At 70.3% G+C, this 22,823-nt stretch carries 29 protein-coding genes and 1 pseudogene; 4 read left to right on the forward strand and 26 right to left on the reverse strand.

Annotated features, from left to right (window positions below; all coding sequences use genetic code 11):
- Window positions 1-360 precede the first annotated feature (360 nt).
- Entirely contained in the window at window positions 361-2,346 is a 1,986-nt protein-coding gene (locus tag E1267_RS11145; protein WP_132332350.1) for an AfsR/SARP family transcriptional regulator, read from the forward strand.
- 179 nt (window positions 2,347-2,525) lie between these two features.
- On the opposite strand, the gene rfbA is transcribed toward E1267_RS11145, so the two are convergent.
- The 18 genes from rfbA to E1267_RS11235 are packed head-to-tail and all read right to left on the reverse strand — an operon-like array spanning window position 2,526 to window position 14,971.
- A complete protein-coding gene (gene rfbA / locus E1267_RS11150) occupies window positions 2,526-3,422 on the reverse strand; it encodes a glucose-1-phosphate thymidylyltransferase RfbA (protein WP_132332351.1) in 897 nt (298 codons plus the stop codon).
- On the reverse strand, window positions 3,419-4,267 hold the full coding sequence (locus tag E1267_RS11155) for an LLM class flavin-dependent oxidoreductase (protein ID WP_132332352.1): 849 nt from the start codon (window positions 4,265-4,267) through the stop codon (window positions 3,419-3,421). Before E1267_RS11155 ends, rfbA begins: the two co-directional genes overlap by 4 nt.
- 3 nt (window positions 4,268-4,270) lie before the next feature.
- Window positions 4,271-5,284, reverse strand: a complete 1,014-nt coding sequence (locus E1267_RS11160; RefSeq protein WP_132332353.1) for a methyltransferase — start codon at window positions 5,282-5,284, stop codon at window positions 4,271-4,273.
- Entirely contained in the window at window positions 5,281-6,186 is a 906-nt protein-coding gene (locus E1267_RS11165) for an NAD(P)-dependent oxidoreductase (RefSeq protein ID WP_132332354.1), read from the reverse strand. Before E1267_RS11165 ends, E1267_RS11160 begins: the two co-directional genes overlap by 4 nt.
- Entirely contained in the window at window positions 6,183-6,572 is a 390-nt protein-coding gene (locus E1267_RS11170) for a SchA/CurD-like domain-containing protein (RefSeq protein WP_132332355.1), read from the reverse strand. The genes E1267_RS11165 and E1267_RS11170 overlap by 4 nt, the downstream gene beginning before the upstream one ends.
- Window positions 6,572-7,312: an SDR family NAD(P)-dependent oxidoreductase gene (locus E1267_RS11175; RefSeq protein WP_342774801.1), complete on the reverse strand. Its 741-nt coding sequence runs from the start codon at window positions 7,310-7,312 to the stop codon at window positions 6,572-6,574. Before E1267_RS11175 ends, E1267_RS11170 begins: the two co-directional genes overlap by 1 nt.
- Window positions 7,313-7,336: 24 nt before the next feature.
- Window positions 7,337-7,789, reverse strand: coding sequence for an anthrone oxygenase family protein (locus E1267_RS11180; protein ID WP_132332357.1), 453 nt, complete (start codon window positions 7,787-7,789; stop codon window positions 7,337-7,339).
- 7 nt (window positions 7,790-7,796) lie between these two features.
- Window positions 7,797-8,138, reverse strand: coding sequence for an antibiotic biosynthesis monooxygenase family protein (locus E1267_RS11185; protein WP_132332358.1), 342 nt, complete (start codon window positions 8,136-8,138; stop codon window positions 7,797-7,799).
- The gene (locus tag E1267_RS11190; RefSeq protein WP_132332359.1) at window positions 8,135-8,461 is read right to left on the reverse strand and encodes an antibiotic biosynthesis monooxygenase family protein; all 327 of its coding nucleotides are present in this window, start codon (window positions 8,459-8,461) and stop codon (window positions 8,135-8,137) included. The genes E1267_RS11185 and E1267_RS11190 overlap by 4 nt, the downstream gene beginning before the upstream one ends.
- 1 nt (window position 8,462) lies before the next feature.
- Complete coding sequence (locus tag E1267_RS11195) at window positions 8,463-9,194, reverse strand: SDR family NAD(P)-dependent oxidoreductase (RefSeq protein WP_132332360.1); 732 nt, start codon at window positions 9,192-9,194, stop codon at window positions 8,463-8,465.
- 10 nt (window positions 9,195-9,204) lie between these two features.
- The gene (locus E1267_RS11200) at window positions 9,205-9,675 is read right to left on the reverse strand and encodes an anthrone oxygenase family protein (protein WP_220449420.1); all 471 of its coding nucleotides are present in this window, start codon (window positions 9,673-9,675) and stop codon (window positions 9,205-9,207) included.
- 1 nt (window position 9,676) lies between these two features.
- On the reverse strand, window positions 9,677-10,144 hold the full coding sequence (locus E1267_RS11205; RefSeq protein ID WP_132332361.1) for an SRPBCC family protein: 468 nt from the start codon (window positions 10,142-10,144) through the stop codon (window positions 9,677-9,679).
- Window positions 10,145-10,154: 10 nt separating this feature from the next.
- Window positions 10,155-10,406, reverse strand: a complete 252-nt coding sequence (locus E1267_RS11210) for an acyl carrier protein (protein WP_246063724.1) — start codon at window positions 10,404-10,406, stop codon at window positions 10,155-10,157.
- Between the two features lie 30 nt (window positions 10,407-10,436).
- Window positions 10,437-11,660 (reverse strand): ketosynthase chain-length factor, encoded by a 1,224-nt coding sequence (locus E1267_RS11215; protein ID WP_132332362.1) that lies wholly within the window; start codon window positions 11,658-11,660, stop codon window positions 10,437-10,439.
- Window positions 11,661-11,664: 4 nt separating this feature from the next.
- A complete protein-coding gene (locus E1267_RS11220) occupies window positions 11,665-12,930 on the reverse strand; it encodes a beta-ketoacyl-[acyl-carrier-protein] synthase family protein (RefSeq protein WP_132332363.1) in 1,266 nt (421 codons plus the stop codon).
- Entirely contained in the window at window positions 12,927-13,385 is a 459-nt protein-coding gene (locus E1267_RS11225) for a cupin domain-containing protein (RefSeq protein ID WP_246063725.1), read from the reverse strand. The genes E1267_RS11220 and E1267_RS11225 overlap by 4 nt, the downstream gene beginning before the upstream one ends.
- Window positions 13,378-13,716, reverse strand: coding sequence for a TcmI family type II polyketide cyclase (locus tag E1267_RS11230; protein ID WP_132332364.1), 339 nt, complete (start codon window positions 13,714-13,716; stop codon window positions 13,378-13,380). Before E1267_RS11230 ends, E1267_RS11225 begins: the two co-directional genes overlap by 8 nt.
- 58 nt (window positions 13,717-13,774) lie before the next feature.
- Window positions 13,775-14,971 carry a nucleotide disphospho-sugar-binding domain-containing protein gene (locus E1267_RS11235; protein ID WP_132332365.1) on the reverse strand — a complete coding sequence of 399 codons (1,197 nt, stop codon included), beginning with the start codon at window positions 14,969-14,971 and terminating at the stop codon, window positions 13,775-13,777.
- Window positions 14,972-15,160: 189 nt separating this feature from the next.
- On the opposite strand from E1267_RS11235, the gene E1267_RS11240 reads away from it, so the two are divergent.
- Complete coding sequence (locus tag E1267_RS11240; RefSeq protein WP_132332366.1) at window positions 15,161-15,958, forward strand: SDR family NAD(P)-dependent oxidoreductase; 798 nt, start codon at window positions 15,161-15,163, stop codon at window positions 15,956-15,958.
- 116 nt (window positions 15,959-16,074) lie between these two features.
- On the opposite strand, the gene E1267_RS11245 is transcribed toward E1267_RS11240, so the two are convergent.
- Window positions 16,075-16,542, reverse strand: a complete 468-nt coding sequence (locus E1267_RS11245; RefSeq protein ID WP_132332367.1) for a hypothetical protein — start codon at window positions 16,540-16,542, stop codon at window positions 16,075-16,077.
- 474 nt (window positions 16,543-17,016) lie between these two features.
- On the opposite strand from E1267_RS11245, the gene E1267_RS11250 reads away from it, so the two are divergent.
- Window positions 17,017-18,084 (forward strand): methyltransferase, encoded by a 1,068-nt coding sequence (locus E1267_RS11250; protein WP_132332368.1) that lies wholly within the window; start codon window positions 17,017-17,019, stop codon window positions 18,082-18,084.
- A gap of 50 nt (window positions 18,085-18,134) precedes the next feature.
- Window positions 18,135-19,157: an LLM class flavin-dependent oxidoreductase gene (locus tag E1267_RS11255; protein WP_132332369.1), complete on the forward strand. Its 1,023-nt coding sequence runs from the start codon at window positions 18,135-18,137 to the stop codon at window positions 19,155-19,157.
- A gap of 52 nt (window positions 19,158-19,209) precedes the next feature.
- On the opposite strand, the gene E1267_RS11260 is transcribed toward E1267_RS11255, so the two are convergent.
- The 7 genes and pseudogenes from E1267_RS11260 to E1267_RS44215 all read right to left on the reverse strand — a co-directional run.
- Entirely contained in the window at window positions 19,210-19,743 is a 534-nt protein-coding gene (locus E1267_RS11260) for an NUDIX domain-containing protein (protein WP_132332370.1), read from the reverse strand.
- A gap of 110 nt (window positions 19,744-19,853) precedes the next feature.
- Window positions 19,854-20,522: a DUF3159 domain-containing protein gene (locus tag E1267_RS11265; protein WP_246063727.1), complete on the reverse strand. Its 669-nt coding sequence runs from the start codon at window positions 20,520-20,522 to the stop codon at window positions 19,854-19,856.
- Window positions 20,523-20,526: 4 nt separating this feature from the next.
- The gene (locus tag E1267_RS11270) at window positions 20,527-20,913 is read right to left on the reverse strand and encodes an OB-fold nucleic acid binding domain-containing protein (protein WP_132332371.1); all 387 of its coding nucleotides are present in this window, start codon (window positions 20,911-20,913) and stop codon (window positions 20,527-20,529) included.
- A gap of 29 nt (window positions 20,914-20,942) precedes the next feature.
- Entirely contained in the window at window positions 20,943-21,581 is a 639-nt protein-coding gene (locus E1267_RS11275; RefSeq protein WP_132332372.1) for a DUF3710 domain-containing protein, read from the reverse strand.
- A gap of 74 nt (window positions 21,582-21,655) precedes the next feature.
- Window positions 21,656-22,108: a dUTP diphosphatase gene (gene dut / locus E1267_RS11280; protein WP_132332373.1), complete on the reverse strand. Its 453-nt coding sequence runs from the start codon at window positions 22,106-22,108 to the stop codon at window positions 21,656-21,658.
- On the reverse strand, window positions 22,105-22,473 hold the full coding sequence (locus E1267_RS11285; RefSeq protein ID WP_132332374.1) for a hypothetical protein: 369 nt from the start codon (window positions 22,471-22,473) through the stop codon (window positions 22,105-22,107). The genes dut and E1267_RS11285 overlap by 4 nt, the downstream gene beginning before the upstream one ends.
- 88 nt (window positions 22,474-22,561) lie before the next feature.
- Window positions 22,562-22,823: pseudogene (locus tag E1267_RS44215) on the reverse strand (hypothetical protein); the annotation flags it as partial.

The raw sequence follows: 22,823 nt of genomic DNA on the forward strand, positions 1-22,823 counted from the left end.
GCACACCAACGGGGGTTGATTCAATGCCGCGGACAGTTCGCGCTTGTGTTACCTGCTGGAAATCGAGCGAATCGGCCGGCGAAACCCTATCGCGCGACAATTCGACGAGGAGCTGCCGGCGGCGGCCGAGCCGCCTTTCGGTGAAACTCCCGCCTGGCGGCGCGTACGCGGGCGTCGCTCCTGGACCTGCACTTCTTGCCAGGTGAACGCCGACGGAACCCACCGAACCAGTGGGCCGCAGTAACTCTTTCCGACGACGGTTAGGAGATTCTAGCGAGGTCGGATGCACCGCGCAAGCATCGCGCATACCGACCTCGCCTGCCATAGAAAGGTCGATTGCCTTCACGCTTGGGGATCAAGATGAGATTCTGTGTCCTGGGAACTCTGAGAGTGCTCGACGGCAGCCGGGAGGTGACTCCTTCGGCCCCAAAACTCCGGCAGGTGCTCACTTTTCTTCTCCTGCGGCGCAACAACATCGTACAGACCACCGAGCTCATCGACGAACTGTGGGGAGAAAATCCACCCAGCAGCGCGCTCTCCACTCTGCAGACCTACATCTACAAGCTGCGAAAGATCCTCTCCAACGACGAGGTCGACTCGTTCGAGGAGATTTTGCAGACGCAGTCGTGGGGATACATGCTGACCATCGACCACGACCAGCTCGACCTGAACCAGTTCGAACGGCTGCTCGCCGAAGGCGTGGCGGCGCTGAAGCGGAATGAGACCGAGATGGCCGCCAAGTGCCTGGCCGAGGCCCTCTCGCTGTGGCGCGGCCTGGCACTGGCCGATGTGGCCGCGGGCAACCTGCTGTCGGCCTACGTGGCCTCCCTCGAGGAGAGCCGGCTGCGCGCGCTCGAGCTGCGCGTCGAGAGCGATCTGCGGCTCGGCCGGCATCGCGAGGTCGTGGGCGAGCTCAAGCACCTGATCTCGGTGCATCCCCTCCATGAGGCCTTCTACGCGCAGCTGATGAACGCCCTGCATCGCTCAGGCCGGCGCTGGGAGGCGCTGGAGGTGTACCAGCGGCTGCGGGCGACCCTGGTGGAAGAGGTGGGCATCGAGCCGTCCGCGGACACACAACGGCTGCACCAGTCGCTCCTGTCGGAGGAGACCACCGCACACCCCGCCAAGCTGGAGCCGCAGGCCGGCCAGGGCCGCAGGAGCACGGCCGTGATCGAAAGGCCGAGGCACGCTGTGAGGACGCTCCTGCCGGCCCAGCTGCCACCGGACATCTGGGACTTCACCGGCCGCCAGTCCAGCATCAACGACCTGGTCGCCGCCGCCACCATGACGGAGCCCACGGCCACCACGCCGCCGACCGTGCTGATCGCGGGAATGCCCGGCGTCGGCAAGACGGCCCTCGCGGTGCACCTGGCGCACCTGATCAAGCGGGATTTCCCCGACGGCCAGTTCTACTGCACGCTGCGCGGGAGCGACGGCGAGCCCGCCGACCCCGGCCAGGTGCTCTACAACTGGCTGATAGCGACCGACATGTACACCAAGAAGCTGCCGAGCAGCACCGAGGAACGCTCGAAGATGTTCAGAAGCTGGTGCTCGGCGCATCGTGTGCTGATCGTCCTCGACAACGCCGCCTCGGCCGCGCAGATCTCTCCGCTTCTGCCCGGCAGCGAGCACTGCACGACGATCATCACCAGCAGGTCCGGCTTATACGGGTTCCCCTGCAGGAAGCGCCTCGACCTGGCGCCGCTCACCCTGGAGGAAGGCGTACGCCTGCTGGGCGCGGTCGCGGGCAGGCAGCGCATCGAGCGCGAGAAGGGCGACGCGCAGAGCGTGGTGCGCTTCTGCGAGGGGCTGCCGCTGGCGGTGCGCGCCGCAGGCGCCCGGCTGACCGCGTCGCCGACCCTGCCGCTGCGGACCCTGGCCGCCCGCCTGGCCGATCCGGAGTTGCGCCTCAAAGAGCTGAACTCCACCGACTTCGACATCTACCACAGCTTCGACCTCAACTACCAGGAGCTCGACCCCCGCGAACGCGGCGCCCTGTGGCTGCTCTACCTGCGACGCAGCACGCGCTTCAACCTCAAGAGCGCCGCCGAAACGGTCGGCTGCGACATCGACACGAGCGAGACGATCCTCACCCGGCTGGTCTCAGCCCACTTTCTCCGCATCGTCGGCTACAACGGCGCACGGGACGACGTCGTGTACGCCATCAACGAGCTGGCCCACCTGTACGCGGAGAAGAAGCTGGAGAACGAGCTGGCCGAGCGAGGCACGCCGGCCGAGGCGAGCCTGGACGCCGGGGAGACGACCGCGATCGAGGCGCCCGCCGGCTCAGGCCCTCCCGCCGCCCCGGGCCGGCTCGTACGCCGTGATCTGCGCTGGAACAACTGATTCGCTGTGGAGGCGAACCCTGCCCCCGAACACCGAGCACTGAAATTTTTTTCCATGAAAATTTTTTCGCCCGAACACCGGCGCGGGGTCCTCAATCGCCCGGCGGGGCGACGTGGCCACGTCCGGAGCACCGGTGCTCCGGGCGTGGCCACGAGACAGCCGGGTCCGTACAGGGTGCGTCATGGATGCGGGACCGTCGAATGGGCGGCGAACTCCTCCGCGACGGCGCACACGTACCGCCCGTAGTCGGACGGCGCCAGTCTCTCCCCGAGTTCGCGGCACTCCTCGGCCCGGATGAAGCCCATCCGCAGCGCGACCTCCTCGATGCAGGCGATCCGTACGCCCTGTCTGCTCTCCAGCGCGCTGACGTACTGCGCGGCCTGCAACAGCGAGGCCGGCGTGCCCGCGTCCAGCCACGCGCATCCGCGTCCCAGATCCACCAGCCGGGCCTTGCCGCGTTCCAGATAGTCGCGGTTGACGTCGGTGATCTCCAGCTCGCCACGGGCCGACGGCGACAGGTTCTTGGCGATGTCGAGCACTTCGTTGTCATAGAGATAGAGGCCGACGATCGCGCGGTTGGACCGCGGCCTGGCAGGCTTCTCCTCGATCGAGATCAGCTTGCCCGCCGCGTCGGTCTCGCCGACCCCGTACCTCTCGGGATCGGTCACCGGGTAGCCGAAGAGCACGCAACCGTCGATGTCCCGGGCCTGCTCCTGCAGGATGTCGTCGAACCTGTGCCCGTGGAAGACGTTGTCGCCGAGCACCAGGGCCACCGGATCGTCACCGACGTGGTCAGCGCCGACGATGAACGCGTCGGCCAGCCCGCGCGGCTCCTGCTGTCTGGCGTACCGCAGGCTCAGCCCCAGCTGCGCGCCGTCGCCGAGCAGCCGCTGGATCTGCGGCAGGTCCACCGGCGTGGAGATGATGAGAATGTCGCGGATGCCCGCCAGCATCAGGGCCGACAGCGGATAGTAGATCAGCGGCTTGTCGTTCACCGGCAGCAGCTGCTTGGACACCGCGAGGGTGATGGGGTGCAGGCGGGTTCCCCGCCCGCCCGCCAGGATGATCCCCTTCATGTCCGTGCGGCCCGCGCCAGCAGGTCCACCTGATCCGGGTCGCCGGAGCAGGGGAAGAAGACGAGCTCGTCGCACCCTGCGGACTCGTACTCCTTGATGGTGCGCTGGAGCTCGCTCTCGGTCGTCACGGTCTGGGCGGCCGCGCGGTCGGCGTAGGGGCCCGCCTGCTCGTAGTAGCGGCGCATGTGCGCGACGGCCCGCTCGGCGCCGTCCGCGCCGAACGAGAAGTAGGCCAGCGCCACCATGCGCGGCCGATCCGTCCTGCCCTCGGCCGACCAGGCGGCGCGGGCGCGCGCCGCCAGTTCCGCGTACGGGACCGACGACGAGCCGCCGGCGATCCAGCCCTGTCCCAGGCGGGCGGCCCGCCGCAGAGCCGCGTCCGTGTGCCCGCCGACCCAGATGGGCGGCCCGCCGGCGGCGGGCTCCGGGCCGATCCCGGAGCCCGGCGCCCAGGCCTCGCGCAGCTCCGTGATCAGGACGTCAAGCCGCCTGCCTCGTCGCCGGTACGGCTGCCCCGCGGCCTCGAAGTCGTCGGCGCGGCCTCCCGCGGCCACCCCGACCGCCAGCCGCCCGCCCGACAGTTCGTCCACGGTGGCCAGCTGCTTGGCCAGGACCGCGGCCCCGCCTCTGTACGCGGCGATCAGGATCGTCGTGGCGAGCCTGATCCGCCGGGTCACGGCGGCGGCGGCCGCGAGCGTGACGACGGGTTCGTGGTTGCCGGCCACCAACCGGTCGAGCACCCCGAGCGAGGACAGGCCGCGGGCGTCCGCGCGACGTGCCCACTCGAGGAGGGTGGCGCCGTCCACTCCGCGCACCGTCGTCGGCAGGCCGACTCCGACGTCCACGGATCAGCTCCCCTTTCTCGCCACGATGAGCGTGTCGTGCTCGCCCAGCGGCCGGGCAGGCTCGACGGCGAACCCCGCCTCTTCGAGCCAGTCGCGGCATTCCCCTGCGAGGTACTCCGACCCACCGTCCGTCGTGAGCAGCATGTCCAGGCTGATCACCAGGTTCTCGGCGTCGACCGGCTCGTCGGCCAGCATCCGGTCGTAGACGATCAGCGCGCCACCGGGATTGACCGCCTGGTACGCCTTCTTGATCAACGTACGTCGCTCGGCCGGAGCCCAGTTGTGCAGGACGTGGCCGATGGTCAGCACGTCGGCCTCCGGCAGCGGGTCGGCGAAGAAGTCGCCCGCGTGGAACGTGGCGCGCTCGGCCACTCCGAGTCGCTCCACGTGCTCGTGGAACGGCTGCTCCATCGGAGGCAGGTCGAAGACGTGCACGGACAAGTGCGGGTGCGCCCGCGCGACCCGGCCCGCGAGGTTGCCCCTGGCACCGCCGATGTCGGCGTAGGACTTCACGGTGCCCCAGTCGAAGGCTTGCGCGATCAGCGGTGCCAGCATGGTGCTCAGCGCGTCCATCATGCCGAGGTAGCTGATCCGCCGGTCGGGGTCGTCGAGCATCCCGCGGAAGGCGTTCGTCACGCGAGGCCTGCCGGTGCGCAGCGCCCCGGTCAGGTCGCCCCAGGCGGGGTACAGAACCCGGTCGGAACGTTCGAGAAAGCCGCCCACGTAGGCCGCCTTACCCGGCACGAGGTGCTCTTTCGCGGCGGGGGCGTTGGAGTAGCGCCCCTCCGCCCGCACCAGCAGCCCGAGGGCCACCAGGGTGTCGAAGAAGTCCCCGGAGGCCCGGGGATGCAGTCCGAGCCGCTCCTCGAGCTGCGGCCCGGTGAGCGACAGCCCGTCGAGCACGGCGAACACCCTGAGCTCAAGGGCGCTGAGCAGCACCTTGGCCGTGCAGAAGGCGGTCTTGCCCAGCCGGATCAGCTCGGCGGGGCTGGTGATCTGCGGTGGCTGCGTGGTCATCGTGTGGCTCCGTTCTTCGGTGGCAGGCTCTCTCCGAGCCGGCGCTTGGGCAGCTCACTGATCACCGCGGCGTCCTGGTCGCCTAGGCCGGCGGCGACCGCGTCGGCCATGAGGTCGACCGCGCCCTCCGTCAGCGGAAGGCAGATCCCTCTGGCCATGGCGTCGTTGGCGGCCAGCCGGAGGTCCTTCTCCATCAGCCGCGCCTTGAAGGCCGCGGGCTCGTAGCAGCGCTCGCGCATGAACGCGGCGCGGAAGGCCAGAACCGGCGAGCTGAATCCGCTGTTGGCGATGACGTCGATGAGCAGGTCACGGTCGAGCCCGGCGCTGACGCCGTACGAGATCGCCTCGGTGAAGCCCACGGTCTGCACGCCGAGCAGAAGGTTGAAGGCCAGTTTCATCGTGGCGGCCGCGCCCGCCGAGCCCAGGTAGCGGATGTCCTGCCCGAGCACTCCGAGCAGCCCGCCGGCGGCCTCCACCTCGTCGTGCTCGCCCGCGGTGAAGATGCGCAGACCGCCGCTGCGCGCCATCGCCGGGTTGCCCAGGACGCACGCCTCGACCCGGGCGATCCCCGCGGCGGACAGCCGCGTGGCCGCCATGCGGGCGTACAGCGGTGAGGTGGTGGTGGTGTCCACCACCACGGTGCCCCTCCTCAGCTCCGGCAGCATGGCCTCGAACAGCACCTGCTCGACGGCCGACTCGTCGCTCAGGCTGAGCAGCACGATCGGCGTGTCCGCCGCGGCCCGCGGGCTGGCGGCCGCCCGCGCGCCCGCCTCCACGAGCGAGGCGGCCTTGGCCGGGGTGCGGTTGTAGACGGAAAGGGGATGGCCCGCCTCGATCAGCCGGTGTCCCATGCCCGCACCCATCGCGCCGCTCCCGACGAGTGCGACGTGTGGCAGGCTCATGGCGTCCGAGCTCCGGCCGGCAGGGTGTCGGCGGACAGCTGCGAGATGCAGCGCATGGTCGCGTCGCGGAAATACCGCCCGAACGCGTCGGGCGTGCCGGTGTCACGGGTCTCGGCGAGATAGGGCGCCAGTTTCGCCTCCAGCTCGTGCACGCCCTTGTGCCTGGCCATGTTCCTGGCCACGTGCACCAGGTCGCCCTCGTAATGGATGACCCGGATCATCACCTCGCCCTTGATGAACACCGCCGTGCCCACCAGGCGGCCCGCCTCCTTGCCCTCGTCGTCGACCAGCACCGGCGTGGGGACACGCTGGAACGCGGCGAAGATCTCCGCGATCTCGTCCTCGTGGCCGGGCTTGACCGCGTACGTGATGGCTGCGTACGGCATCAGATTCCTCCATCGACGTTCAGAGTGGTCCCGGTGACGTACCGGGACAGGTCACTGGCGAAGAACAGCACGGCGCCGACCACGTCGTCGGTCGTGCCCAGCCGCCCCAGGGCGGTCATCCCGGCCAGCCGCTCCCGCAGCGGGGGCGGCGGGCCCAGGCCCTCCCCCTTGTCGATCACACCAGGGGCTACGGTGTTGAGCCGGATGCCGCGGGGGCCCAGCTCTTTGGCCAGGGATCTGGTCAGCCCGATCAGCGCGGCCTTGGAGGCCGTGTAGTGGGCGGTCGCCGGGCGTCCGCGCAGCGCGGCGGAGGCGCCCACGTAGACCACGGATCCGCCTTCGGGCAGCAGCGGCAGCGTCGCCCGGGTGACCAGGAACGGGGCGGTGAGGTTCGCGTCCATCACGCGGTCCCACTCCTCGCCCGTCAGCTCGCCCACGGGCGCCTCGCCGGTCACGCCGACGTTGTTGATCACAACGTCGAGTCCGCCGTACGCGTCCGCGCAGGCACCGGCCAGCCCGTCCACGTCGTCCTCGCTGGTGACGTCCGCGCGGACGACGTGGTGGTGGTCGCCGAGCTCCTTGAGCTCCCGGGCCAGGTCGTCGGCCGCCGCGCCGGCTCTGCCGTGGCAGGCCACCACCTTGGCGCCGCCACGGGCGAGGGCGAGCGCGCTCGCCCTTCCCAGACCCCGCGTCCCGCCCGTGACGAGGACGCGCTTGCCGGATATCGCCAGGTCCATCATTCCTCCGTTCGTTTGCGATCCGGTTCATGCCACCGCGACGGCGGCCGCGTTGACGGCCAGTGCCACCACGGCGAGTACGGTCCGAAGCAGGTGCCACCTGCGCCACACCGGGCGTGGATCCGCCCAGTCCGCCGGGATCGCCGCGGGGTCGAGCACCTTGACGCGCCGGTTGATGGGCACGTTGCACAGGTGCGACACCAGCGACACCCCCACCGTCAGCACGGCGGCGACCGCGAACAGCGACCGCGGCCCGCCCGCCGGCGTCATGATGGCCAGCAGCACGTCCACCAGCGCCGTGGTCAGCACGATCAGCGGCATCGTGGGGTCGTAGTTGCGGCCGAGCAGCTCGTGGGTCTGCACGTAGCGGTCGGGAGGCAGGGCACGCAGCGCCGGCACGACGCTGAGCGCGACGCAGAAGAGCACTCCCGCGGTCAGGCCACTGCCCAGCACCGCCACGGCGCCCAACAGCTCCCGCATGCGCGCCTCACCTCCCCTCGGCGTACGCCGTGCTCCTGCCGCTGTACTCGGCCTGGACCGTGTAGACGCCGAACGACGCGCCCCGCGAGCGGTCCTGCAGGGGACGCAGGGGCGCGGTGGTCGAGCGGTGCGACTCCCCCTCCTCCCAGGCGCGGAAGGCGTCGAGGTCACGCCACTCGCTCAGCACCACGAACCCGTCGCGGTCGTGCTCGGAGCGGAGGAGTTCGTTGCCGAGCAGTCCGGGCGTTCCCGCCAGACCGCGGCTGATCCGGTGATAGGCGTCCTCCACGGCCTGCGTCCCGGCGCCGGCCGCCGTGACGAAGACGAGGACGCGCACCCGGCCGCTCATGGCCGCCGTACCCTCTCGCGCGACATGTCGTAGACCACGTTCATGGTGGTCATCGAGCCGCCCGACCGGTACGGATGCAGCTTCGTACGGTGCTCCAGGTGGCGCTCGCTCCGTTCGAACTCCCTGAAGCGCGGCTCGTCGACCCAGTCGCTGACGATGTAGTAGACGCCCGCCTCTTCCGCGCTCTTGGACAGCCACTGGCCGCGGTTGGCCGGGTGCTGCGTCACGGCGTCGCCGACCTCGTACCACGTCTGTTCGAACTCTTCGTCCATGCCGGGCTTGATCTGCATGCGCAACATCACCCGGAAGGTCCCGGCGGTCATGTCAGATTCCCCCGTCCACGTGGATCGTCTCGCCGCTCACGAAGCTCGACAGGTCGTCGGCCAGGAAGAGCACCACGTTGGCGATCTCCTCGGAGGCGCCGAGCCGGCCGAGCGCGATCAGGTTCCTGTAGCGCTCGCGCACCGGGGCGGGGATGTCCATCCCGGTGTCCACCGGTCCGGGCGCGACGACGTTGACGCGGATCCCCTGGGGACCGAGCTCCTTGGCCAGCGACCGGGTCAGCCCGATGAGGCCGCTCTTGGCCGCGGTGTAGTGGGCGCGCAGCGGCACTCCCACGGTGGCCACCCGGGAGCCCACGTTGACGATGGAAGCGCCCTGTCCCAGCAGCGGGAGCGCCTTGCCGACGACGAAGGCGGCACCCGTGAGGTTGGTGTCGACGACGCGCCGCCACTCCTCGGCCGTCAGCTCCTCGAACGGGATGTGGCTGATCGCGCCCGCGTTGTTGACGATGACGTCGAGCGCGCCGTACCGGGACCGGCACTCCTCCACGAGTCGCTCGACCTCCTCCGGCCGGCCGACGTCCGCCCTGATCACGTGGTGGTCGCCACCGAGTTCCTTCAGCTCCATGGCGAGTTGCTCGGCCGCCTCGCCCTCCTGCCGGTGACATGTGATGACGTCGGCGCCCGCCCGGGCCAGCCCGAGCACGATGGCCCGTCCGATGCCCCGGGTGCCGCCGGTGACGATCGCCTTCTTCCCGGCGAGTCGCAGTTCCATGGTCGTCCCTTCACATTGAGATGAGGGCGGTCGCGGCCCAGGCGTTCACGCCGAACGCCACCAGGGCCAGGACCGTGCGGGTGAGGTTCCAGCCGCGCCAGCGCATCCGCGGATCCCGCCGCTCCCAGTCGGGCGGGCGGGCGGCGGGGTCGAGCGAGGTCACGTACCGGTTGATCGGCACGTTCCTGACGATGGAGATCGTCATCACGAGGAGCAGCAGCCCGGCCGCGGCCGCGAACAGGGTCCGTGGCACGGCCGCCGGCACCACGAAGATCAGCACGACATCCAGCACGCACGTGAGCGCGTTGACGATCGGCATGAACGGGTCGTACCGCGACCACAGGAAGCGGGTCGCCACGACGTACCTGTCGTACGGCTGCGCCAGCATCCACGGCACGACCCCGATGACGGTCGAAAGCATGACGCCGGCCGCGAGACCGTTGCCGACCAGCGCCAGCGGCACCAATACCTGGACGACCACGTCATGCCGGAGTCGACGCCGCGCGGGCGGCGCTCTCGACTCGTTCCTTGATGCGGCGCATCTGCACGACCGTGTTGTGGTTGATGCGATCGGTCATGGCCGCGTCGTCGACGGGGGCTTCGGGCTTCATGTGGAAGTCCTGGATCCAGCGCATCCGCACCCCGTCCCGGGTGGCGGTGTAGTCCCACCGGATCTTCATGTACTCGAACGGCCCGGTCTCGACCCGCTGCGCGCGGGCGGTGCCGGCCTGCCGGTCGATCACGCGTTCGGAGACCCAGCTCCAGACCTTGCCGTTCTCGTCGGGGTGCATCGTCAGCCGGAAGCGCACCATGTCCCCTTCGCGGTGCAGAATCTCCGCCGAGGCGTACTCGCTGAACAGCCCCGGCCACGACTCCACGTCGTTGGTCATCTCCCAGACCAGGTCGAAAGGCGCCGCGATGACGATCTCGTTGTCCGTGTGACCTGCCATGACGTCACTCCTAAGCAGCCGACAGGCGGTGGTTGACGAAGTCGAGCGTCTGGCGGGGCGTCTTCAGCTCCTCCATGGCGTCGTCGGGCACCTCGATGCCGTAGTCGCGCTCGACGCGGGCCCCCATCTCCAGAACCGCCAGCGAGTCCAGGCCGAGCTCCTTGAACGACACGTCGAGGATGTCGGCGTCGAGGTCGGCCGGTCCGCCGCATTCGCGCATGATCCGCTTCAGCTCGTCCAGCCGGAGTTCTGTCTTGTCCACGTCTTCCTCCTTCTGTGGTGATGTGCGGCCTCAGCCGCCTGCCGCGCGGACCACCACGGCGGAGTTGAATCCGCCGTGGCCACGGGCCACGACCAGCGCGGTCCTGACCCCGGCCGCCCTGGGCACGTCCAGGACGAGGTCGATGTCGCAGCCCGGCGCCGGCCGGGTGACGTTGGTGGTCGGGGGGATGACGGAGTGGTGCACGGCCAGCAGCGCCGCGGCCACGTCGAGTGCCGCGCCGCCGGCGTAGAGCCGCCCCGTCATGGTCTTGGGCGCCGTCACCGGCACACCGCCGGGCCCGAAGATCTCGGCCAGCACCCCGGCCTCCTGAAGATCCGCCTCCGGAACGCCCTTCGCGTCGGCGAAGACCACGTCGACGTCGCCGGGCGCGATCCCGGCGTCCGCGAGCGCCCCCTTGACGGCCCTGAGCAGTCCCGGCGGCCGGCCGGAGCCCGGCGCCGGGTCGAAGGTCGCCGCGTACCCTGCGATCTCGCCGTAGATCCGTGCTGCGCCGCGTGCCCTGGCGGCCCTCTCCTCCTCCATGACGAGGATCGCGCCGCCCTCCCCCGGCACGTAACCACAGGCCTCGGCGTCGAAGGGCAGGTAGGCGCGGGCGGGGTCGGCGGATCGGCTCAGCATCCCGGTGGGAAGCTGGGTGACCAGACCGTACGGACTCAGCGAGGCGTCGGTCCCGCCGGTCAGCACCATCCCGGCCCCCTGGCGCAACGCCCGCCGCGCCTGCGACAGGGCGTCCAGGCCGCCGGCCTGCTCCGTGGCGATCACCCCGCAGGGGCCGCGCATGCCGTGCCGGATGGAGATCTGGCCGGTGGAGGCGGCGTAGAACCAGGCGATGGACTGGTACGCGCCCACGTGGCGGGGGCCGTTGCTCCACAGCGCCTGGATCTCTCGCTGCCCGAACTCGTTGCCTCCCGAGGAGTTGGCCGTCATCACGGCCATCTCGTACTCGGGCTGCCGCGCCGGGTCGATCCCGGCGTCGGCGAGGGCCATCTCGGAGGCCACCAGCGCGAGATGGGTCATGAGGTCGGTCTGCACCGTGATCTTCGCGGGCAGGTGCTCGTCCGCGGCGAACCCGCGAACCTGACCGGCCAGGGTGACCGGATACGGCTCGGGGTCGAACCGGGTGATGCGGCCGATCCCGCTGCGGCCCGCGAGCGTGGCGGACCAGAACTCCTCGTTGCCGAGCCCGTTGGGAGCGGTCGCGCCGATGCCGGTGACGACGTACCTCGTGGTCACGCGCTCACCTCCCGGGGTGCGCGAGCACCATCGCGGTCTGGAAGCCGCCGAACCCGCTGCCCACCGTCAGGACGCCCTCCACGACCTGCTCCCGGGCGGCCAGCGGCACGTAGTCCAGATCGCACTCCGGGTCGGGATTGCGCAGGTTGGCCGTGGGAGGGACGGCCTGATGCTCGATCGCCAGCGCGCACGCGGCGACCTCGATGGAGCCGATGGCGCCCAGCGAGTGACCGACCATCGACTTGATCGAGCTCACGGGCACCTCGTGGGCACGCGGGCCGAGGCTGCGCTTGAACGCGGCGGTCTCGTGGCGGTCGTTCTGCTTGGTGCCCGAGCCGTGCGCGTTGACGTAGTCGATGTCCTCGGGTGCGAAACGGGCCTCGTCCATCGCGGCCCTGATCGCCTCGGCCATCTCCCTGCCGTCGGGTTTGAGCCCGGTCATGTGGAAGGCGTTGCCGCGGGCGGCGAAGCCCACCACCTCGCAGTAGATGTGGGCGCCCCGGCGGATCGCCAGCTCCCGGTCTTCGAGCACCATCACCGCCGCGCCCTCGCCGAGCACGAAACCGTTGCGGCTGGCGTCGAAGGGGCGGGCCGCATGCTCGGGATCGTCGTTCCTGGGAGTGGTGGCCCTGATCGCGTCGAAGCACGCCACGGTGATCGGCGATATGGGGGCGTCGGTGGCGCCCACCACGGCGACGTCGGCGGCGTGCTCCTGGATGAGGTGGTAGCCGTGTCCGACGGCGTCCAGCCCCGACGTGCACCCGGTCGAGGTCAGCGAGACGGGTCCTTCCGCCCCGCACGCCCAGGCCACCTCGACGGCCAGGGTGCTGGGGACCAGGTAGTCGTACAGGTGCGGGACGGCGTACGCGTGGTCGACCTGCCATCGGCTGCCTCCGTCGCTGGCCACGACGTACTCCTGCTCGAGGCTGATCGTGTTGCCGACCGCGCTGCCCACGCTGACCGCGAGGCGCTCGGGCGGCACACTCTCCCCGTCCAGCCCGCTGTCCTGCCACGCCTCCCTCGCGGAGATCACCGCGAGCTGCGCGGCGCGGTCCATCCTCCGGGCCTCCTGCGGCGACAGCCCCTCCGCGCGCGGGTCGAAGTCACACTCGGCGGCAACCCGGGAACGGAAGCCCGTGGGGTCGAAGAGGGAGATCGTCCGGGTCGCCGTCCGCCCCGCCATGAGCAGCTCCCAGAAGGCCTTGGTCCCGATGCCCCCTGGGGTCGCCGTGCCGATGCCGGTGATGACCACCCGCCGTCCGCCCGTCACGGCTCCACCTCGCCGGCCTCTTCCGGGTACGGCTCGGTGTCGACATGGCCCAGGTCCGGCCTCGGAGCGAGCGGGCACATCATGAAGATCGCGAACGCCTCTCCGCCGCCGCGGTTCATCACACGGTGCCGGGCGTTCTTGGGGATCACCATGCCCTCGCCCTCGGCGAGTTCCAGCTCCTGGTCGCCGTCGATCCGCACCACCATCGTCCCGCGGGACACATAAAGGAATTCCTCCGAGTACGGGTGGTAGTGCTCGGAGACGTACTCGCCGGGCTGGAGCGTGAGCACCCCCATGAAACCGGAGCTGGTCCGCGTGGTCTTGGGGCTCAGCAGCACACGGATCTCACCACCCCGGCGCCTGTTCACCACTGTCTCGGCCAGGCCGACCTTGCTGAGAGGTCCTTCGTCCGTCGTCGGGCTCGCCTCGGAAGGCGCGACACCGGTGTCAGACACGCCGACCACCTTGTCCTTTCTCCCATTCGTAGAACGGGGTGGCCATCGCGTCGCGCGGGCCACGCCAGCTGGGGTCGTAGGGCAGTACGTACGGAGCCAGCCGGTCGCTGACGTCCCGGAACAGGCGGTGCTGCCGCACCTCGTCCACGCGCGAGGGAACGTCGGTTTCCGCCTCGGCCAGATGGAAGTACAGGTCGTGGAAGTGAAAGAGCGTGCGACGGGTGACGCCGACCAGCCCTGGCAGTTCCGTGGCGTCGGAGTCGGCGAAGATGTCCGCCACCGAGTCGGCGTCGGCAGGCTCCATCCTGGCGACGATCAAGGTACGGCGCATGTGCGTCTCCTTTCAGTCCAGCACGACGGCGCGGGGGCCCTTCCTGATGCCGGTGCGCTCATACCGCTGCCCTGCCACCGTCACGGGCCCCGGCCAGCTGCTCCAGTTCGGTGACCAGAGTCGCCGGGGCCGGGTGCGCGGCCATCTCCACGCCGAGACGCCTGGCCGCACGTTCGTGATCGGCTGAGGCGAGCAGGCCTGAGACCGTGTCGCGGATCTCCGCCATGCCGAAACCGTCAGCCGGCTCCATGGCGGCCCCCGCGCCGGTGGCCGCCAGCCGCCTGGCGTGTCCGATGTGGTCGGGGAGCTGCGGCAGCGCGAGCTGTGGCAGCCCGGTCACCAGGCCGGTGAGCATCGAGCCCGCTCCCCCGTGGTGCACCAGCAGGTCGGCGCCGCGCGTGAGCAGGCGGAGCGGGACCGACTCCACCACCCGTACGCCAGGTGGCAGCGGTCCGAGCAGGGCGCGCTGCCCGGAGGCGATCGCCAGGACGACCTCCACGTCCAGGCCGGCCAGGGCGCGGGCCACGTGCCCGGCGAGGAAATACTCATGGCCGAGCCTGGCCATCGTCGTCCCCCAGGTCACGCAGACGACGGGGCGGTCCCGTCGTTCCGGCGGCTCGGCGGGGACGCCGTCGTGCACGCCCTGGTAGGGCAGATAGCGCATCCGCCGCCTGGTTCCGGGCACCGGGCCCTGAAGCGTGACGGGGCAGGGGTCGATGGTCAGCGCGCCCACGGGATCCACCGGGCCGACGCCGAGCTTGTCACCGACGGGCTGCAGCGCCCTGATGATCGCGTCCCTCGCCGGGACGAGCAGGTCCGTGCCGTACAGGTGACGGACCGCCGGCACGCCGGCGGCCGCCGCCGCCAGTGGGCCTGCCCAGGCGGTGGGATCGTACACGACCAGGCCCGGCTTCCAGTCGCGGGCGAAGGCCGCCAGGTCGTCGGCCATCGCCACGGCCAGGTCGACGAACATGCTCAGCGCACGCGGCGTCCGCGCCGACGGGTCGCCCGCCACCGGGCGTGACGGCCGTCCGCTGCCCGTCTTCGGCCCTTTGACGAAGCCGCGTATGACACCCGTCACGTCCACCGCCCGGCCGACGCTGACGGGGGTGAGGCCCGCTCGGAGGATCACGTCCTGGGCGTCCGGCGGGACGGCCACGCGTACCTCGTGCCCCGCCGCCAGGCAGGCCCAGGCCAGAGGGACCATGGGATACAGGTGCGAGGGCCAGGCCCACCCTGTGAACAGCACGCGCATGGACCGACGCCTCCTGTCGTGTCGGGATCCGGTCCTCCAGACCCTGACAGCTCCCCCTCGAAGGCCGGACGATGACGCGGCCCGCCCGGAGCGGCGTCATCGACCGCTATTCGAGCATTCTGCGAGCGAAGCTCCTTAGCGTGACTCGACATCCAACTCGTTCGCCCGTCGATCGTCAGGGAGTGGTTCATGGATCTCGGCCTCGCCGGCAAAGTCGTCCTGATCACGGGTGGCAGCGGCTCGATCGGCGGCCACCTCGCGCGCGCGTTCGCCGCAGAAGGCGCCAGTGTGGCCGTCACCTACCACCGCAACGAGCCCGGCGCGTACCGGGTGGCGGAGGACGTGCGGGCCCTGGGTGGCAAAGCGACCACCGTCCGGTACGACCTGACGGATCGCGGCTCCATTCACGCCGCCTTCGACGCCGTCGCCACAGAGTGGGGTGGCGTGGACGTGGTCATCGTCAACGCCTCGGCCATCCCGGGTACGAAAGTGCATCCCGTCGCCTTCGAGGACGTCCCCGTCGAGGAGTGGCAGCCGTTCCTGCGTGCCGACGTCGAGGGCTCCTTCCACACCGTGCAGGCGGCCCTCCCCTGGATGAAGAAGCAGGGGTGGGGGCGCATCGTGTTCATCTCGGCCAACATCGTCCAGCGCGGGGCCGCCGGTGACGAGGCGTTCGTCGCGAGCAAGATGGCTCTGCACGGGCTGAGCAGGACGCTGGCGACCGAGCTCGCGCCGCAGGGAATCCTCGTCAACGTCGTGGCGCCGGGCCCCACCGTCACGCGCGGCTTCCTCGCCCGGGTCCCGGAGGAGTTCGGCAAGGATCTGGCCGGCAAGTCACCGGAGCAGATCAAGCGCGCTCTCAACAAGGGCAGACCGGCCGGCCACATCTCCACGCCCGACGACATAGCCGGGCTCGTCCTGTACTTCGCCTCCACCGTCAACGGCAACGTCACGGGCAGCGTGGTGCACGTCGCCGGAGGCAACTAGGCGCCCTGCCGGCCCGGGGTTCGGTTCCGGGCCGGCTCCGGAAGCCAGGGTCCGGTTTCCGGGCATGGGTGCGGCCGATCCCGGCCTCGCGGGCCGGGATCGGCCGGGGGCGGCGATCAGTAACGCACCGCCGTGGTGCGGGACTCGATCGTCTCGGTCTGGTTCCCGCTCGTGTCGTAGACCGTGCCGGTTCCCGACGACGAGAAGGTGTTCTGTGTCACGGAGCCTGAATGAGCGATGTCCAGGGTGCCCACCCAGGTGCCGTCAGGCATGAACATGTGGTGCCTGAAGGTGAAGTCGAAGCGGGACGAGGCGCGTGCCGTCCACTTGCCCAGCCCGAGATCTCTGATCCGGGTGTTGGTGCAGATGACCAGCCCCGCGTTGGTGAACAGGAAGAGCCCCTTCTCCGGCGGGTTGGGCCCGGGGAACACGATGTCCACGTGCCAGGTGCCGATGAGGGAGTGCGCCCGCCCTTCGATGTCCGCGTCCGCCACGTCGGCGCTGAGCAGCGCCGCCAGTCCCGCGGCGGGCGCGAGGACCGCGCTCCTCGACAAGAGCCTACGACGATCGATCGTCTTAGCCACTGACCCTCCAACGTGAATCCACCCCGTGACCCCCAGCCTGTTCTGGACGTCTCCTCCCGGGAGTGTCTGGGAGGTTAGGACCGCCGCCTCTGCGATCACTCGAGCCTCGCTGGTCTTCGAACAGCGCCCGGTCCGCAGCCGGCGGATCAAGGAAAGCGAACCCGGTCAGCACCAGCCCCTCGGTCAACCACCTGGTCACCACGTCGTACGCACGCCGCCAACGCGCCTGGTCAGACATATCCCGCCTCCTCGTCCGAACCGTCATCAGGCGAGTGTGGCAACCCGTTCTCCAAGCTCGGTCGAGCCTTGCTGGCCGCAGGACCGCGGCACGCCTCCCTTCCCGAGCGGTGGTGAGGACGGCTCTATCCGGTAACCACCAGATCTCCAGCGGTGACTGTCAGCATCACGACGGCACCGGTCCCAACAGCTCCGGTGTCCTCGACGAGGAGACCTTCGGCACCCGATGGAGGGAACATGACGAACGAGCCCTCGCCCATGGCGCTCAGCACGCCGCCGTACAGCGACGACCGTCCCGACCAGGAGCAGGTCCTGCTGATGCTGGCGGGCAAGTGGATCACGGGCGTGCTGCACGTGGTCGCCCGCCTGGGCATCGCCGACCTGCTGGCCGACGGGCCGCGCACCGTGGAAGACCTGGCCGGGGCCACCGAGGCGCACGAGCGTACGCTCTACCGTTTCCTGCGCGCGGCGGCCTCCGTAGGGGTGTTCGCCGAGCGACCCGACGGCCGTTTCGAGCTCACGCCCAAGGCTCAATACCTGCGCAGCGACGTCCCCGGGAGCCTGCGCAACCTCGCCCACTTCTACGGTGAGACGACCGTGTGGAACTGCTGGGGCCACGTGATGGACACGGTCCGCACCGGCGAGGCCGTGGGCCCGAAACTGCGCGGGGGCAAGACCTGGTTCCAGTACCTCGAGCAGGACGCGCCGGAATTCGCCGAGGTGTTCCACGGGTCCATGACGGCGCTCAACGACGCCCGCGCTCCGCGCATCGCCGGCTCCTTCGATTTCGGCCGTTTCCCGGTGGTCGCCGACATCGGTGGCGGGCAGGGGCAACTGCTCTCGGCGATCCTGCGGCGCCACCCGGCGGTGCGCGGCATCCTGTACGACATCCCCACCGCCATCAAGGGCGCCCGCGAGTTGCTCGCGCGTGAGGGTGTGGGCGAACGGGTGCACTGTGAGGAGGGCAGCTTCTTCGAGAGCGTCCCCAGCGGCGCCGACGCGTACGTCCTCAAGGCGATCATGCACGACTGGAGCGACGCCGAGTGCGCAGGCATCCTGCGCCGCGTGCGCCAGGCGATCGGCGGCAAGCCGGAGGCGAGGCTGCTGATCATTGACGGGGTGCTGCCCGAGTTGAACGCATGGCACTACAGCAAGCTCATGGACCTCGCCATGCTCGTGAACGACAAGGGCGCCGAGCGCACCGCTGAGGAGTGGCGCCGGCTGCTGCAGGTCTCCGGGTTCGAGTTGGTCGGCATCCATCCGACTGCTCCGCCGCACGGCATCGTCGAGGGCAGGCCCGCCTGAGCCGTGTGACCTTCCCCGCTACCGGTCAGCCCCCGGAAGGAGCCATGGCCATGAGGCTCGGTGTGAACCTCACCTACCAGAGCGCGGTACGGGTGGCACAGGAGGCCGAGCGGATCGGCTACGACCTCGCGCTCGCGCCCGAAGGGTACCGGTCCGACGCCGCCACCGTGCTCGGCACGGTGGCGATGCGCACGCGGACCATCGACCTGGCGTCCGGTGTGTTCCAGATCCCAGGCCGGACCCCGGCGCTCACCGCCTTGACGGCATCGACGCTGGACGCCCTGTCCGACGGACGCTTCCGCCTGGGACTGGGCGTCTCCAACCCCGACATCAGCGAGGGTTGGTACGGCGTGCCGTTCGACCGACCGTTGGGACGTACCCGCGAATATGTGGACATTGTGCGACGCGCCCTCAATCGCGAGCAGGTCATCCACGCAGGCGAGCACTACCAGCTGCCGCCCCCGGGGAGCACCGCGACGCCCTTCACGCTGCTCACCCAGCCGGTCCGGCGGCGCATCCCCATCTACCTGGCGGCGGTCGGCCCGCGGAACATGGAACTGGCGGGCGAGGTCTCCGACGGCTGGCTGGGCGTCTTCTGCACCCCCGAATCGGTCACGCAGGCCCTGGACCACCTGCGGGCCGGCCGGAACAGAGCCGGAAAGAACCTCGACGGCTTCGAGGTGCTCCCCGGGCTGCCGGTGTCCGTGAACGACGACCCGGAGCAGGCCGTGGACGCGGTGCGCGGCTACTTCGCGCACTTCCTCGGCATGGGCGATCGCAGGCGGAACCTCTACTGCAAGCTGGCCGGGCGGATGGGCTTCGGTCAGGAGGCCGCCGCTGTCCACGAGCGCTACGCCGCTGGCGACCTCAAGGGGGCGCGGGCGGCCGTACCCGCCGGGTTCGTCGACCGTGTCTCCCTGCTGGGCCCGGTCACCCGGATAGCCGACCGGATGCGGGACTATCTGAAGAGCGGGGCCACGACCCTCGTCGTCTCGCCCTTCGCCACGACCGGCGACGGGCAGCTCGACATCCTTCACGCCGTGGCCGCCGCCCGCGAGAGCATCGAACGCTAGGACGAGCAGCCAGGGGCGGGGCCCGTGGACAGGCACCGGCTCCGGGCAAGGGTCACGCCCGCGACAGCAGGAACAACGTATAGGCGGCCAGCGAACCGGCGTCCCTGACCGCGCCCGCGCGGACCATCTGCTCGAACTCGGCCCGTGGCACCCAGCGCTGGCGCATGTCCTGTTCACTGTGCTCGCGGGCGCTGGCGCCGTGCTCAAGGCCCGTCGCGAGGTAGACGTTGGATCGTTCGGTGCTGATGGCGTGCGCCACGTCGATGGTGCCGAGCAGCGTGAGAGCGGCAGGACATAATCCGGTCTCCTGTTCGAGCTCCTGACGTGCCGCCTCCTCGAGCGTGGGCGCGGGCGCGAACCCCTGCGGAAAGCTCCACGAGCGCCGCCGCATCGGATAACGGTATTCCTCGACGAGATGGAACCCGTCGTCCTCCAGCGGGATCACCAGCACGGCGTTGGGCCGCTCCAGGTAACCGTAGACGCCGCGCGACCCGTCGGGCCGCTCGATCTCGTCCTCGCGCAGCGTCATCCAGGTGTTGGAATAGATGACCTCGGTGGAGACCTGCCGGATCGAGGGATGGTTCATGCCGCACAGCCCGCAGCCGGATCAGGACCTGCCGCGGCCCGCACACGCGGGCCCACCACGGCGTCCACCACGGCGTCCACCATGGAACCACGTCCTCCCGGGAGAGCGGGTCAGGCCGGCGCGACCGGCTTGATCGGGGTGCGGCCGCGCCCCAGCACCCACAACATCGCGGCGAACGCGGCCACCTGGAGCGGCCAGCCCATCACGATCTTGGCGAAGCCGAGCGCCGCCACCGCCTGGTCGCCGCCCCCGAACAGGTAGACCGGCCCCTGCACGGCCACCCGCACCGCGCACGGCAACATGAGCAGCCACGTCAGCCGGGAGCAGAGACGCACGACGCCCGGATCCTTGTGCCAGGCCGTCGGGTCGCCCGTGACCGAGCCGATCAGGAACCCGACGACCGGCCAGCGCGTGACGATCGACACCAGCATGGCGACCATGTAGGTGGCGTTCCAGAGGATGCCGGGCAGGAAGTAGTCTTTCGCGTCGCCCGTGCGGCTGGCGAAGAACGCGCCGATCGCGATGCCGATCAGGCTGTTGATCACGAACTGCGGCGTGGACCGCTGCACGATCCGCGCCACCAGCAGCAGGACCGACAGGGCGACGCTGATGATCAGCGACAGCTTCAGGTCTTCGGTGGTGATCCAGGACACCGTGAAGGCGATCGTCGGGACCGCCGCCTCGATGATGCCGCGCACTCCGCCGAAGGCCTTGGCGAGCTGGGCTCGCACCGCCGCCTCAACCGTGTCGTGGGCGACCTCTTCTGCCTCGGCACTCACTCGATCAACTCCCTGGGCGCAGCTCGTAACGCGGATTGAACATCACCTTGCGCCCGTCCTGCATGCTGACCAGGCCCTCGGCCTTGACCGTGCGGCCGGGCTCGATGCCCGCGATCTTGCGACGGCCGAGCCAGACCAGGTCGATCACGTCCGACCCGTCGTAGAGCTCGGCCTCGAGCGCGGGAGCACCGCCCCTCGGGCGCAGTGTCACCGTACGTAGCGTACCCGCCACGCAGAAGCGCCGGCGCCCGCCACACGAGGCGATGGGGGTGGCGCCGACCTCATCGGCGTCCTCCCGCAGCTCCTGGGCCTCGATCTCGGACTGGGACGACGCCAGCCGAGTCAGGAACCCGCGCAATCCCCTGCGTTTCCGGGGCTCTGCCGTACTCATGATGGAGCCAGCCTATGTGATGTCAGCCGTCAGCGAATCTCACTGATTTCCGGCCCTCTCCTGAACGGGTTGAACCCCTGCTCGTCCTCCTGCTGCTCGGCACCCGGATCGCTGGGCCGGCGCAGCGGGATCGGCTCCTCGCGGGCCATCGGCTCATCGCCCCGCACGACCACGACGTCCTTGATGAAGTCGATGTACGCCGTCGCGATCGTCTCGTCGGTGGCCGCCTTGCCGGAGATCACCGCGAGCAGGAACCAGCGCGGCCCGTCGATGCCGAGGTAGCGGGCCGGCCTGGCGGCGCCGTCGACCTTCATCTCGCCGGTCAGCTCGCTGCCGAATGGGCCCTCCTGCTCCTCCAGGTGCTTGGCCTGGGCCCGGATCTTGGCCTTCACCTCGTCCCACAACCCCGAGCTGCGGGGCGCGGCCAGGGCCTGCAACTGCAGCGAGCTGTCTTCGTACAAGGCCACGACGCCGACGTGCTGGTCGCCGACCGACGCCAGCCGTACGTCGAAGTCGGAATTGTGCGGCAGCCGCAGGCCGCCGAGGTCGATCCTGTCCGTGTCGGGGTGGGGCTCGTCGGCGTCCCACGGGCCGGACTCTCGGGTGGGCGCGGCAGCCTCCTGCTCGGTCGCCTGTTCCGGCTGCTCACGACGACGACGTCGGAACACGTTCCTCACTCTCCTTGCTCACCGGGCCGCCTGGCGGCCCGCCATGTCGAAGGGCCGCGGGCGCGGCCCGCCGGTCAACGTCCTGTCGATCCGAACCCGTTGGCGCCGCGCACCGAACCGGGCAGGCGTTCGACCTCGTAGAAGGCCGCGCGCTCCACCCGCTGCACCACGAGCTGCGCCATCCGGTCGCCCCGCTGGAGGCGGAACGGCTCCTTGGCGTCGGTGTTGATCAGCGTCACCTTGATCTCGCCGCGGTATCCGGCGTCGACCGTGCCGGGCGCGTTGACCAGGGTGACACCGTGCCGTGACGCGAGCCCCGACCGCGGGTGAACGAACGCCGCGTATCCGTCGGGAAGGGCGATCGCCACTCCCGTGCCGACGACGGCCCGCTCGCCCGGCATCAGCTCGACGTCCCGCACCGCGTAGAGGTCCGCGCCCGCGTCACCCGGGTGGGCGTAGGACGGCATCGGCAGACCGTCGTCGAGCCGGTGGATGAGGACCTCGGGGCCCGCACCTGCGTTGGTCAAGGGTTCACCTCGTAGTCGTGTTCGGCGGCGACCGCGGCCAGATCGCCGTGCTTGGCGAAGTGTTCCATGTTCACCTCGATGAACAGCGCTGCCGCGCGGACGGCGACCGGTCCGCCGGTGGCGCCGATCCGCCCCTCAGCCTCAAGGTACGCCTTTCTGCCCGCGATGCCGTTGCACCAGGCACGCAGGTGGAGTGTCGTGCCCACGGGGACGGGGAGGAGATAGTCGGTATCCAGGCGTCCCGTCGCATAAGGCTTGCGGAACAGGTAGACGGACATCCCGATGACCTCCGGCGGTGGCGCCTCAGGGTGCGCCGCGGGCGCGGCCGCGCCCTGCGGCGGGGTGGTCAGGGGAGAACGCGTCACGGGTGACGAGGGTACTCCGTGTCCGGCCATCCGCTGTCATCATCACGGCCCGATGGCCTGCGGCATCCCGTGGCCCTGTCACGGCGGTCTAGTCGCGCGGGCGGGTGTCGTCCCCGTGTTCCCCGTCTTCGCCACGTGGCCTGGTGGTGGTCCGGTCCTGCCGGCCGGGGGCTTCGTGGCGCGGCTCCGTGCCGTCGGACGGCTCGCCGGCGTCGCCGTCCCTGGGTCTGGGGACCTCTCCGGCCTCACCCTGGCCGGTGGCCGGACGGGCGTCGAAGGTGTCGCCGGGGGTGTCGCCCGGAGTGGGGGATTCTGGTCCGGCCGGGGTGACGGACGTGCCGTCCGGGGGT

Origin of the sequence: Nonomuraea longispora (genome assembly GCF_004348345.1) — a bacterium.
Lineage (GTDB): Bacteria > Actinomycetota > Actinomycetes > Streptosporangiales > Streptosporangiaceae > Nonomuraea > Nonomuraea longispora.

Coding starts and splice junctions, on each gene's coding strand:
- E1267_RS11260 (WP_132332370.1), bottom strand. CDS start 19,743: ATGAACCATCCCTCGATCCGGCAGGTCTCCACCGAGGTCATCTATTCC.
- E1267_RS11170 (WP_132332355.1), bottom strand. CDS start 6,572: ATGCCGTACGCAGCCATCACGTACGCGGTCAAGCCCGGCCACGAGGAC.
- E1267_RS11185 (WP_132332358.1), bottom strand. CDS start 8,138: ATGAGCGGCCGGGTGCGCGTCCTCGTCTTCGTCACGGCGGCCGGCGCC.
- E1267_RS11175 (WP_342774801.1), bottom strand. CDS start 7,312: ATGATGGACCTGGCGATATCCGGCAAGCGCGTCCTCGTCACGGGCGGG.
- E1267_RS11205 (WP_132332361.1), bottom strand. CDS start 10,144: ATGGCAGGTCACACGGACAACGAGATCGTCATCGCGGCGCCTTTCGAC.
- E1267_RS11255 (WP_132332369.1), top strand. CDS start 18,135: ATGAGGCTCGGTGTGAACCTCACCTACCAGAGCGCGGTACGGGTGGCA.
- E1267_RS11190 (WP_132332359.1), bottom strand. CDS start 8,461: ATGACCGCCGGGACCTTCCGGGTGATGTTGCGCATGCAGATCAAGCCC.
- E1267_RS11270 (WP_132332371.1), bottom strand. CDS start 20,913: ATGAGTACGGCAGAGCCCCGGAAACGCAGGGGATTGCGCGGGTTCCTG.
- E1267_RS11235 (WP_132332365.1), bottom strand. CDS start 14,971: ATGCGCGTGCTGTTCACAGGGTGGGCCTGGCCCTCGCACCTGTATCCC.
- E1267_RS11195 (WP_132332360.1), bottom strand. CDS start 9,194: ATGGAACTGCGACTCGCCGGGAAGAAGGCGATCGTCACCGGCGGCACC.
- E1267_RS11230 (WP_132332364.1), bottom strand. CDS start 13,716: ATGCGCCGTACCTTGATCGTCGCCAGGATGGAGCCTGCCGACGCCGAC.
- E1267_RS11160 (WP_132332353.1), bottom strand. CDS start 5,284: ATGACCACGCAGCCACCGCAGATCACCAGCCCCGCCGAGCTGATCCGG.
- E1267_RS11250 (WP_132332368.1), top strand. CDS start 17,017: ATGACGAACGAGCCCTCGCCCATGGCGCTCAGCACGCCGCCGTACAGC.
- E1267_RS11165 (WP_132332354.1), bottom strand. CDS start 6,186: ATGAGCCTGCCACACGTCGCACTCGTCGGGAGCGGCGCGATGGGTGCG.
- E1267_RS11145 (WP_132332350.1), top strand. CDS start 361: ATGAGATTCTGTGTCCTGGGAACTCTGAGAGTGCTCGACGGCAGCCGG.
- E1267_RS11240 (WP_132332366.1), top strand. CDS start 15,161: ATGGATCTCGGCCTCGCCGGCAAAGTCGTCCTGATCACGGGTGGCAGC.
- E1267_RS11180 (WP_132332357.1), bottom strand. CDS start 7,789: ATGCGGGAGCTGTTGGGCGCCGTGGCGGTGCTGGGCAGTGGCCTGACC.
- rfbA (WP_132332351.1), bottom strand. CDS start 3,422: ATGAAGGGGATCATCCTGGCGGGCGGGCGGGGAACCCGCCTGCACCCC.